The sequence below is a fragment of the Cellulophaga baltica 18 genome (genome assembly GCF_000468615.2).
Taxonomy (GTDB): Bacteria; Bacteroidota; Bacteroidia; order Flavobacteriales; family Flavobacteriaceae; genus Cellulophaga; species Cellulophaga baltica.
This window is the reverse complement of sequence record NZ_CP009976.1, coordinates 1,964,883-1,977,001: the sequence shown is the minus strand read 5'-3', so window position 1 is coordinate 1,977,001 and position 12,119 is coordinate 1,964,883. Positions and strand designations below refer to the sequence as shown.

Genomic DNA, 12,119 nt, shown 5'->3' with positions numbered 1-12,119 from the left:
TTATTCTGCGTTGTCCAAAAAGTCTTTTAACTTATCTGACCATTTGTCAAATATAGATTTCCGATCTCTTTGAATTTCCGGTTTTACTACTGCAGTTTCTGCTTCAGTAGTATCATCATTCATTTCATTTTCTGGCAATTGATTTTGCAGTTCTTCCTCCTCAGCCTCAATTGCTTCATTCTTAGCTTTTGTTTTCAATGCATTCATTAAAAGCCCTACTGCTGTTGCATATAACGGACTCGCAATTTCCTCATCAGAATCGCCAGCTAAGTGTTCGTTTGGATAACCAATTCTGGTATCCATACCTGTAATATATTCTACCAATTGCTTTAAGTGCTTTAACTGGCTGCCACCACCCGTTAATACAATACCTGCAATTAATTTTTTCTTTTGTTCGTCATGACCATAATTCTTGATCTCAACATACACTTGCTCTACAATTTCCACCACTCTTGCATGGATAATTTTAGACAAATTCTTAAGTGTTATTTCTTTAGGCTCTCTTCCTCGTAATCCTGGAATAGAGACAATTTCATTTTCTTTATTTTCCCCTGGCCATGCAGATCCAAACTTAATCTTAAGTAATTCTGCTTGCTTTTCAATGATGGAGCACCCTTCTTTGATATCTTCCGTGATAACATTACCACCAAATGGGATTACCGCTGTATGGCGGATAATACCATCTTTGAAAATAGCCAAATCTGTAGTACCACCTCCTATATCAATTAAAGCTACACCTGCTTCTTTTTCTTCTTGACTCAGTACGGCATTAGCAGACGCCAATGGCTCTAATGTGATGCTACCCAAATCTAAACCTGCACTCTTAATACAGCGCCCCACATTTTTAATAGAAGACACTTGCCCTACCACCACATGAAAATTAGCTTCTAAACGAGCACCATACATTCCCATAGGTTCTTTAATCTCTGCCTGGCCATCAATTTTATATTCTTGTGGTAAAACATGAATAATCTCCTCACCAGGAAGCATGATTAATTTATATACTTGATTACATAACTTATCTACATCATCCTCATTAATAACCTGTTCAGAATCATCTCTTGTAATGTAATCACTGTGTTGCAAACTACGAATGTGTTGCCCTGCGATACCTACTACTACAGAACCAATCTTTAATCCTGAATTAGATTCCGCTTGTTCTACAGCTTGTTGAATAGATTGTATGGTTTGTGTGATGTTATTTACAACACCTCTGTGTACTCCAAGACTTTTAGATTTTCCAATGCCTAAAATTTCAATCTTCCCATACTCATTTTCCTTACCGATTATGGCAACTATTTTGGTAGTCCCAATATCTAAACCAACTGAATATTTACCTTGTTCCATATCTTAAATTTTGGTACACACTACCTGATTATTATACTCTAAGCTTACCAAACTATAATTGGTAAGCGAATTATCTTTTTTACCCTTTTTATAAAAAGCTCTAAACTTGTTAAATTTTTGATCTAACGCCTCTGCTTTTCCAAGGTTTACTACAAAACTTTCTGTTCTAAATTTCAACTGATATTTTTGGTTTCTTAACACCTGAATACCAATTACATTTTTGCGCAAAAAATCATCTCCATTCACATAGTTCAGTATAAAATGTACTTCTGCTAAACTATCTTCAGTGATATTTCCTGTTATGACAGGAACCCTTGCGGAATGATTTCTAGACAGCGGCATACGCTTTCCTTCATCATCTAGATAATATATTGTACTACTTTCCACACGACCAATGGGGTTACGTTGAGCGATTTTCGTCGTCAACTTACCATTTACCGTGAGGTATACTTGTGCATTTTTAACCATTTCATTGGCCTCAATGGCCTTTTCCATGTTATTCAAAACTAAATTTTCTTTGGGTACCATATCAAACCCTTGGAAACTTTGTATTAACAATTTATTAACCATGCCCGTAGTCACGTATAAATTATTCTCATCAGTGAACATAACATCCAGTTCTGAAATAGGTTTTTTGTTATGTCTACTATTAGAAAACGCAAAGAGCCCCATCACTGTAAGTAACAATACCAACACTTTTACAATGTTCCAATTAACCTTCATTTACTATAGCTTTTTGAATTTTCACAACTTCCAAACCTATATCACCTGCACCCATCACTATTAAAACTTCTGGCGCTTGTTTTTGTATTTCCGAAATCAACTCTGATTTCTGAACTAATTTCTTATGTTGACTAGTTATTTTACGCAACAACCATTCCGATGTAATGCCCTCAATTGGCTTTTCTCTGGCCGGATAAATATCCAACAATAAAACGTTAGCAAATTTCGATAAACTTTCTGCAAAATCCTCAGCAAAATCCTTTGTTCTTGAAAATAAATGCGGTTGAAAAACAGCCAATACTTTTTTACCTGGATGCATTTCCGAAACCGCCTCAAAAACAGCGTTTATCTCTGTAGGATGATGCGCATAATCATCAATAAATACAAAGTCATCATTCTTAATTCGATATGAAAAACGACGTTGCACTCCCTTAAAACTTTCCAATGCAGGAAATAAATTCTCTGGCTTCACATTGGCTTCTAAAGCCATCCCTAATGCCACTACTGCATTTAATAAATTATGCCTTCCTGGTTTTTTAAAACGTATGCCTTTGTATAAAACTGTAGGCGTTTGTAACTCAAAAACATAAGCTCCATTAACTATTTCGACATTTTTCGCACAATAATCAGCAGCATCCTCTATGCCATAAGTAATACCTTCCATAGGTAAGCCGTTTCTAACGAACAATTTACCACCTACTTTAATTCGTGCAGCAAACTCTCTAAAAGACTTCTGTAATTCTTCACCTGTGCCATAGATATCTAAATGATCTGCATCCATTGATGTTATACAAGCAATGTTTGGTGATAAACGCAAAAAAGACCTATCAAACTCATCTGCCTCTACTACGGAATATTCTGAACCTTGAAAATAAAAATTACTTCCAAAATCTTCCGATATCCCTCCTAAAAAAGCCGTCATAGGAACATGAGCTTCTTTTAGTATGTGTGCCAATATGCTGGAAGTCGTTGTCTTGCCATGCGTACCTGCTACTGCAAAACAAAAAGTTTCATTTGTCACTAAACCCAAAACTTCTGAACGCTTCTTTACTGTAAATTTTTGATCAAAAAAATAATTCAACTCTGAATGCTCTTTAGGAACCGCCGGGGTATACACAATTAGACAAGTTTCCTTATCTAAAAAGTTAGGAGCAATCAACGCCACATCATCGTCATAATGAATAGCCATACCCGTCTCTTCTAACTCTAGCGTAAGCGGTGAAGGCGTTTTATCATACCCGCCCACATTCTTACCTAAATACACAAAATACCTAGCTAAGGCCGACATTCCTATGCCGCCAATACCTAAAAAATATACGCTATGTATCTGATTCATGTTCATAATCACTACCTAAGTCTCCCTAAGCCTTTATTTTTTTAATAATTTTTCTATTTCATCTACAATATCACTTGTAGCATTTGGCATTGCCATTTTCTTGCTATTAACACTCAATTCTTGTTGTTTCTCTTCGTCTTTAAAAAGCACTGAAAAAACACTTTCAAAATGTGATGCTAAATCGCTTTCTTTCACCATTAATGCCGCATCTTTTTGCACTAATGCCATGGCATTTTTGGTTTGATGATCTTCCGCAACGTTTGGCGAAGGAATGTAGATTACTGGTTTTCCAACAATACATAATTCTGACACCGAACCTGCCCCTGCTCTACTAATTACAAAATTAGCTGCCGCATACGCAAAATCCATTCTATTTAAAAAATCAAATACTTTAACACTATCTGATTGGTATTTTTTATACTCTTCGTAATATAGCTTCCCACATTGCCACACCACTTGAATGCCTAAAGTTTTGAAAAAGTCTAATTCTTTTTCAATAAGTTGGTTTATTCTACTTGCCCCTAAACTACCTCCTAAAACTACTAAGGTTGGTTTTGACGCATCTAACTCAAAAAATGCTAAGGCTTCTTGCTGCGTTGCCGCCATAGTCACCAAATCTTCACGTACAGGGTTTCCTGTTTTTACAATTTTATCTGCTGGAAAAAATTTCTCCATGCCATCATACGCTACACAAATTTTCTTAGATTTCTCTGCTAATAATTTATTCGTAATTCCTGCAAAAGAATTCTGTTCTTGTAGCACACATGGCACCCCTTTTCCTGAGGCTCTTTTTAAAAGCGGACCACTAGCAAAGCCACCGGTACCAATTACCACATCTGGATTAAACCTGTTTACAATTCCGCCAGCTTTCACCAAACTACTGATGAGCTTAAAAGGAAACATCAAATTTTTGAAAGTCAGTTTTCTCTGCAATCCTGAAATCCACAGTCCTTCTATCTTATACCCTGCATTGGGTACCTTCTCCATCTCCATTCTATCTTTTGCACCCACAAACAAAAACTCAGCAGTAGGATACCTACGCTTTAGTTCATTTGCGATTGCCACTGCCGGATAAATATGTCCGCCAGTACCACCTCCAGATAATATAAATTTATAATTGTCCACTTAACACTTCTAAAGGGTTTGTATCATCTATTTCTGCTCCACTAGACTCTTCACTTGTTTCTTTATTACTGGCACTCAATATAATACCAATTGCCAAGCAAGTCATCCAGGTAGAGGTTCCTCCACTACTAATAAGCGGCAATGTTTGTCCTGTTACAGGAAATAATTCTACAGCAACCGCCATATTTATAAATGCCTGAAAAACAATAGGTAAACCAACACCAACGACTAATAATTTCCCGAAAATGGTATTATTACCATTTGCAACCACAACAATTCTAAATAGTAACAACAGATAGAAGAAAACTAAAATTAGTCCACCTACTAAACCGTACTCCTCAACAATGATGGCGAAAATAAAATCTGAAGAACTTTGGGGCAGAAAATTCTTCTGAATACTTTTGCCTGCACCTTTCCCTATTACCCCGCCTGTAGCGATGGCAATTTTCGCTTTTTCAATTTGATAATCCGCATCACTATCTTCGTCATTGGCAAAATTTTCAATCCTATTTTGCCATGTATTTACACGATTAGGAAATAAATCTGGAGCTGCCTTTGCCACCAAGATAAAAAGGGTCAACACTAAAATACCACTACCTATAATTCCTAATAAATATTTAACAGGATATCCTCCCAGAAAGCAAAGTACCATAACCATGAAAAAGATAATGGCTGCTGTTGAGAAATTCGCGGGTAAAATTAGAATCAAGACCAAAAAAACAGGTATCCACAACGGCAAAATACTCTCCTTAAAAGTGATGGCTTTATCCTTTATTTTCGTTAAATAACGTGCTACATAAGCCATTAAAACTACGGCTGCTAAGTTTGAAGTTTGAAATGTAAACCCAACCAAAGGCAAGCGAATCCATCTACTTGCATTAGCCCCACCAATTGTGGTGCCCTGCGCCAACGTATATGCTAATAATAATAACACAATAGGCATTGCTATTAAAGATAGTCCCTTGAAAAAATGCGTCGGAATTTTATGTACGCCATAAATAATACCGAAACCTAAAGCCAACAACAACCCATGTTTAAACAAAAAGCTCAGCGTAGTTCCTGTCCCATTTCCAACAACGTATACCAGATTACTGCTTGCGCTGTAAACTGGTAAAAAAGAAAACAAGGCAAGTAAGGCCACTATAGCCCAAATTGCTTTATCTCCGCTTATTTTGTTGAAAAATTCCATTTTTATTATAAGTTTTTTACTGCTGCTTTAAATTGATTTCCGCGATCTTCATAATTATCAAAAAGATCAAAACTAGCACATGCTGGCGATAATAAAACAGTATCACCACGTTCTGCCATTTTATAAGCCACCTTTACAGTTTCTGCCATATCATATGTTTCTACCACAAGATCTACAACATTGCCAAAAGCCTCTATTATTTTTGTATTGTCTTTACCCAAACAGATAATTGCTTTTACTTTCTCACGCACCAAAGGCATTAACGATTTGTAATCATTTCCTTTATCTACACCACCAACAATCCAAACTGTTGGAGTCCTCATACTATCTAATGCATAATAGGTAGCATTTACATTAGTAGCTTTAGAATCATTCACGTATTCTACATGATGAATTTTTAACACCTTTTCTAAACGGTGTTCTGCACCTTGAAAATTGGCTACACTGTTACGAATAGTTTCTTTTCTAATACCAATAAGTTTTGACGCTGTAGAAGCTGCCATTGTGTTTTTAAGATTGTGTTTTCCTTCTAAGGATAAAGAATCTGCTTTCATTTTCAGTGTGTCGTTGTTAGTTGTAATCGTTATATCGTTCTTTGTACTAAATGCGCCTTCTTCTATCATGTTCTCTATTGAATAGGGCATTAATTTTGCTTTAACAGGGTGCTTTTCCAACCAATCTGTCAAGTCTTTATCATCTGCATCATAAATGAAATAATCATCTGCTGTCTGGTTTTCTGCAATTCTAAATTTTGATGCGATATAGTTTTCGTACTTATACTCATACCGATCTAAATGATCTGGCGAAATATTGGTTAGAATAGCTATATGCGGTTTAAAATCTACAATACCATCTAATTGAAAACTACTGATCTCTAATACATAATATTCAAAATCATTCTCTGCTACCATTTTAGCATAGCTATCTCCAATGTTCCCTGCCATACCTACATGAAAACCTTCATTCTTTAAAATATGATTGGTTAACATGGTCGTGGTGGTCTTTCCGTTACTACCTGTAATCCCTATAATTTTTGCATCGGTATACTTTGACGCAAATTCTATTTCTGAGATTACTGGAATTTCCTTTTCCTTCAATTTCTGAATCAAGGCTATTTTATCTGGAATACCAGGACTTTTCATGACCACATCTGCATTCAGAATTTTTTCTTCTGTATGCATTTGGTCTTCCCATTCAATATCAAAATGCTCAAGAACTTTTCTATACTTATCTTTAATTGCTCCTTTATCAGAAACAAAAACTTCATATCCTTTCTTCTTCCCCAAAATGGCGGTTCCCACACCACTTTCTCCTCCACCAAGAATTACCAATCGCTGCATCTTATCGCACTTTTAAAGTTACCACGGTGATTACAGCTAGTAAAATTCCAACAATCCAGAAGCGCGTCACAATTTTACTCTCGTGATAGCCTTTCTTTTGATAATGGTGGTGCAATGGAGCCATTAGAAAAACACGCTTTCCCTCTCCAAATTTCTTCTTGGTATATTTAAAATATCCCACTTGTAACATTACAGAAATAGATTCTGCAAAGAAAATCCCACATAAAACAGGAATCAATAATTCTTTACGGATGATGATCGCAATAACTGCAATTACTCCACCTATAGTTAAACTACCCGTATCTCCCATAAAAACCTGAGCAGGGAAAGCATTATACCATAAAAAACCTACTAAGGCTCCTACAAATGCCGCTACGAAAACCACAAGTTCTCCCGCCCTAGGGATAAACATAATATCCAGATAATTGGAGAATATAATATTCCCAGAAATCCAGGTAAAAATACCGAGGGTGAGGACAATTATTGCCGAGGATCCAGCCGCTAGACCATCGATGCCATCTGTTAGATTTGCTCCGTTAGATACGGCAGTAACAATAATGATAACCACCGGAATAAAGATCAACCACGCATACTCTTTTGCTCCGTCACCCATCCAACCAATGAATGAAGTGTAGTCTAATTCATTGTTTTTAAAGAAAGGCACTGTAGTTCTTACTGATTTTACTTCCGCACCAGCAACTTTCTCTAACGTATAAGAGGTGGTAATCACACTCTGACTGCGTTCTTTCATCGTTACTTCAGGATGAAAGTATAGCGTAGTCCCTACAATTAAGCCTAACACAACTTGTCCTAATATTTTAAACCTTCCTTTTAAACCTTCTTTATCCTTTTTAAATATTTTGATATAATCATCTACAAAACCAATGATTCCCATCCAAATGGTGGTCACAATCAAAAGTATTACGTAGATATTATCAAGCTTAGCAAATAACAATACAGGAATTAAAGTAGCTAAAATGATAATTAGACCACCCATTGTTGGTGTACCTGCTTTCTGTTTCTGTCCGTCAAGACCTAAATCACGAACAGTTTCTCCTATTTGCTTTTTCTGAAGAAAAAGAATTATTTTCTTACCATATACCGTAGCAATCAAAAGCGATGTTAATACCGCTAATGCTGCCCTAAAAGTGATAAACTGAAACAGTCCAGCACCTGGGATTTGATAATTATCTTCTAAAAATTCAAACAAATAGTATAACATACTTTACTTCGTGTCTTAATGGTTTTCAATTACTGTGATCGTAATTGTAGTTGTTTTATTTATTTAAGTCCTTTAATAAACTTTGAACGGTTTCGTAGTCATCAAAATGAGCTCTTACCCCATTAATCTCTTGATACGTTTCATGGCCTTTTCCTGCGATTAAAATAATATCGTTGGAATTCGCCAATTGACAAGCTGTTTTTATTGCCTGCGCTCTATTTTCAATAGTTAGTGTTTTTCTAACATTTTGAGCTTCAACTCCCGCTTCAATTTCTTTAAGTATTTCTTCCGGATTCTCTGTTCTAGGATTATCAGAAGTAAATATGACGGTGGTACTCATATCTGATGCGATATGCCCCATAACCGGACGCTTGGTTTTATCTCTATCGCCACCACATCCTACAACAGTGATGACATTTTCATTTCCTGTTCTCAATGAATTAATGGTATCCAGTACATTCTTAAGTGCATCTGGCGTATGTGCATAATCTACAATTGCCGTAATTCTTTCTTTAGAGATAAAATATTGAAATCTGCCATCCACATTTTCCAACTCACTTAAAAGTCTTAATATCTCTAATTTCTCCAAACCTAATAATTGTGCCGTACCATAGATTGCCAACATATTATAGGCATTAAAATCACCTATTAATTTTGACCACACCTCATTACCATCAATCTTTAAAAGTTGTCCATTAAATTGATTTTCTAGAATTTGAGCTTTATAATCTGCATACGTTTTTAAAGCATATGTATACTTTCTTGCCTTTGTGTTTTGCAACATTACTAAGCCATTCTTATCATCAATATTAGTCAGCACAAAAGCTTTCTTAGACAGCTTATCAAAAAGTGATTTCTTGGTATCCCTGTATTCTGCAAAGGTTTTATGATAATCTAAATGATCATGAGAGAGGTTTGTAAAAATCGCTCCTTCAAAAACTAAACCTTCTGTTCTTTTTTGATGTATACCATGAGAACTTACCTCCATAAAACAAAACTCCACTCCTACATCATTCATCAGTTTTAAATGATGATTTATCGTTAAAGCATCAGGTGTTGTATGACTAGTTTTATACATAGTATCATCTACCATGATTTTAATCGTAGAAATAAGTCCCACTTTAAAACCTGCTTTCTTAAATAATTGATACAGCAAACTACTAATGGTTGTTTTTCCATTTGTTCCCGTAACTCCTACAAGCTTTAAATTTTTAGATGGATTATCATAAAAATTAGAAGCCATGATAGCCAAAGCCTTATTGCCATTATCTACTGCCACGTAAGTAACACCTTCTTCAAGAACTTCAGGCATAAGCTCACAAACGATGGTTTTAGCTCCTAATGAAATAGCCTTATCAATATACTTATGACCATCTGTGATTGTACCTTTTATCGCGATAAAAACATCATCAGCGGATACTATGCGCGAATCAAAGCAAATAGAATTTACCATAACCGAGGTAGAACCGCTAACCGCAGTAATACTCACCCCAAATAATATGTCTTTAAGTGATTTCATGATAATTCTAATACAATTACTCCTGCAGCGCTAATATTCACACCTTTTGCAGATTGTTTTTTTACTTTACCGTATCCTGTAACCTTAACTTGTAAACCTAAATTTTCTAAAATTGCAATAGCATCCATACCACTCATCCCTTCTACATTAGGAACCTTACTATGTTTCTTCGATGCTTCTGCATAATATTGTTCGTATTTTTTCTCCAAACCAGGATCATTAATCTCCAAACCATCAAGCTCATCTACTAAAGGCGAGGTTGCATATATTTTTTGTGCGATAGATTTAAATACAGGCCCTGAAACGTCTGCCCCATAATATCCTACACTTTTGTCTGGTTCATGAATCACCACGATACACGAATACTTTGGTTCATCTGCTGGGAAATACCCAGAAAATGTTGAAATGTATTTTAACTTATTTGGATCTTTAGATACATAATCTTTCTGCGCTGTACCTGTCTTACCCGCCATAGAAAAGTTTGGCGAATACAAACTATGCCCTGTACCATACTTCTTTTCTACCACGTTTTTCAACATCTCCTTAACCTTATCTATCGTTTCTTGCGAACAGATAGATGGATTTATCACTTCTTTATCAAACTTAAAAATGGTTTTATCCCATTCTTTCACTTCTTTTAAAAGGCGTGGCTTAACCATTTCCCCATTATTAGCTATAGCATTATAAAAGGTAAGTGTCTGCAAAGGCGTAAGCGAAACTTCATACCCATGAGACATCCATGCTAAAGAAATACCAGACCAACCTTTATCACCTGGATACCGAATTACAGGAGCGCCTTCTCCTTTAATAGGAAGATCAAGTTTCCTATTCAATCCCATATTCATTAAACGGTTTACATACTTCTCTGGGTTATCTTTATAGTTGTTGTAAATAATTTTAGCAAATGCTGTATTTGACGAAATTTCAAAAGCTCTAGCAGCCGATATTTTTCCGTAGCCTCCCCATTTAGAATCTCTAACCGTTTTATTATATACTTTAAATAATCCTTTTTCAGTATCTATAATTGTGCTCGTATCTATCACCTTATCTTCTAAAGCTACCACCATTGACATTAACTTAAAAGTAGAACCTGGTTCATGAGATTCTCCAATGGCATAATTCAATCGCTCGTAATACTTATCACCTTCTGTTTTTCCAAGGTTTGAAATTGCTTTAATTTCACCAGTCTTGGTTTCCATTACAATAACACAGCCATGGTCTGCCTTGTACTTTTCTAATTGCGCCAACAGTGCATGATGTGCAATATCTTGTATATTAACATCTATAGTAGAATACACATCATAGCCGTCTTTAGGCTCCACGATGTTATCCATACCTATAGGTTTCCATTGGTTTTTTGCAATTTTTTGCTTTAAACGACTCCCTTTTATTCCGCTTAAGTATTCCGTAAAAGCACCTTCTAAACCTACACGAGTAGCATAACCATTTTCATCAAAACGTTCATACCCCACACTACGCTCCGCTATTTTTCCTAATGGATGTTCCCGAACCGTATTTTGCTCTACCACGATACCACCACGATTAGGACCTTTCTCAAATAATGGAAACTTCTTTACCTGAACGTAGTCTGAGTAGTCTAAATTTCTAACTACCAAGGCATACCTATTCTTATTTGCTTTGGCATTACGAAAAATCTGCTCATAATGCGATGCAGGTTTCCCTAACAATTTTGATAAGGATTGACATAAAGGTTTAAGATTTTCTTTAAAATCTTTATCTTTTACGGTCACCGCATCAAATCGAATATTAAAACGAGAAACAGAAGTAGCTAATAAACTACCATCTGCAGAATATAGATTACCACGGTTTGGGGTGATTGTAAAAACCTTTTCTGTACGATCTTCGGCTAATTGACGGTACTTATCCCCATCAACCAACTGAATACTAAAAAGCTTTACAACTACCGCAACAGCGAATAGCACCAGAAATACTGCTACTATATATAGTCTCGTTAATATTTTTTTTTCTGTAACCGCCATTATTCAGCCGATTTAACTCTTATTTTATGTGGTGGCGTTTCTGAAGGAAACAAACCATCATTACTTACTGTTTTTAATATTTCCGATTCGAGCTTTAATTTCTGAACATCGGTCTGCCCATCTATAAACTCACTTCGCAATTCTTTCACCTCTTCGTTCAACGCTGCAATCTGATGCACTTTACTATCCGCACCATGGGAACTTGCAATCATTACTGCCGCTAAAAAAGAAGTGAAAATGATAAAAATCCAATTTTTTGGAGCGTCGCCACTCACTAAAAATTTTCCTTTTAAGATATCTAACAAGCCTTTTCGCATG

Annotated in this window: 10 protein-coding genes; all 10 read right to left on the bottom strand. The window is 35.8% G+C overall.

Annotated elements, in window-relative coordinates:
- The 10 genes from ftsA to M666_RS08385 are packed head-to-tail and all read right to left on the bottom strand — an operon-like array spanning nucleotide 1 to nucleotide 12,118.
- Nucleotides 1–1,347 carry a cell division protein FtsA gene (gene ftsA, locus M666_RS08430; RefSeq protein WP_024481709.1) on the bottom strand — a complete coding sequence of 449 codons (1,347 nt, stop codon included), beginning with the start codon at nucleotides 1,345–1,347 and terminating at the stop codon, nucleotides 1–3.
- 3 nt (nucleotides 1,348–1,350) lie between these two features.
- Nucleotides 1,351–2,070 (bottom strand): cell division protein FtsQ/DivIB, encoded by a 720-nt coding sequence (locus M666_RS08425; RefSeq protein ID WP_024481710.1) that lies wholly within the window; start codon nucleotides 2,068–2,070, stop codon nucleotides 1,351–1,353.
- On the bottom strand, nucleotides 2,060–3,412 hold the full coding sequence (murC, locus tag M666_RS08420) for a UDP-N-acetylmuramate--L-alanine ligase (RefSeq protein WP_024481711.1): 1,353 nt from the start codon (nucleotides 3,410–3,412) through the stop codon (nucleotides 2,060–2,062). Before murC ends, M666_RS08425 begins: the two co-directional genes overlap by 11 nt.
- A 27-nt stretch (nucleotides 3,413–3,439) precedes the next feature.
- Entirely contained in the window at nucleotides 3,440–4,531 is a 1,092-nt protein-coding gene (murG, locus tag M666_RS08415; RefSeq protein ID WP_029447051.1) for an undecaprenyldiphospho-muramoylpentapeptide beta-N-acetylglucosaminyltransferase, read from the bottom strand.
- Nucleotides 4,518–5,720 carry an FtsW/RodA/SpoVE family cell cycle protein gene (locus M666_RS08410; RefSeq protein ID WP_024481713.1) on the bottom strand — a complete coding sequence of 401 codons (1,203 nt, stop codon included), beginning with the start codon at nucleotides 5,718–5,720 and terminating at the stop codon, nucleotides 4,518–4,520. Before M666_RS08410 ends, murG begins: the two co-directional genes overlap by 14 nt.
- Nucleotides 5,721–5,725: 5 nt before the next feature.
- Nucleotides 5,726–7,060 (bottom strand): UDP-N-acetylmuramoyl-L-alanine--D-glutamate ligase, encoded by a 1,335-nt coding sequence (murD, locus tag M666_RS08405; RefSeq protein ID WP_029447052.1) that lies wholly within the window; start codon nucleotides 7,058–7,060, stop codon nucleotides 5,726–5,728.
- A 1-nt stretch (nucleotide 7,061) separates the two neighbouring features.
- Nucleotides 7,062–8,282 carry a phospho-N-acetylmuramoyl-pentapeptide-transferase gene (gene mraY, locus M666_RS08400; protein ID WP_029447053.1) on the bottom strand — a complete coding sequence of 407 codons (1,221 nt, stop codon included), beginning with the start codon at nucleotides 8,280–8,282 and terminating at the stop codon, nucleotides 7,062–7,064.
- A 55-nt stretch (nucleotides 8,283–8,337) separates the two neighbouring features.
- A complete protein-coding gene (locus tag M666_RS08395) occupies nucleotides 8,338–9,801 on the bottom strand; it encodes a UDP-N-acetylmuramoyl-L-alanyl-D-glutamate--2,6-diaminopimelate ligase (RefSeq protein ID WP_029447054.1) in 1,464 nt (487 codons plus the stop codon).
- Nucleotides 9,798–11,801, bottom strand: coding sequence for a PASTA domain-containing penicillin-binding protein (locus tag M666_RS08390; protein ID WP_029447055.1), 2,004 nt, complete (start codon nucleotides 11,799–11,801; stop codon nucleotides 9,798–9,800). Before M666_RS08390 ends, M666_RS08395 begins: the two co-directional genes overlap by 4 nt.
- A complete protein-coding gene (locus M666_RS08385; protein WP_024481718.1) occupies nucleotides 11,801–12,118 on the bottom strand; it encodes an FtsL-like putative cell division protein in 318 nt (105 codons plus the stop codon). The genes M666_RS08390 and M666_RS08385 overlap by 1 nt, the downstream gene beginning before the upstream one ends.
- Nucleotide 12,119 lies beyond the last annotated feature (1 nt).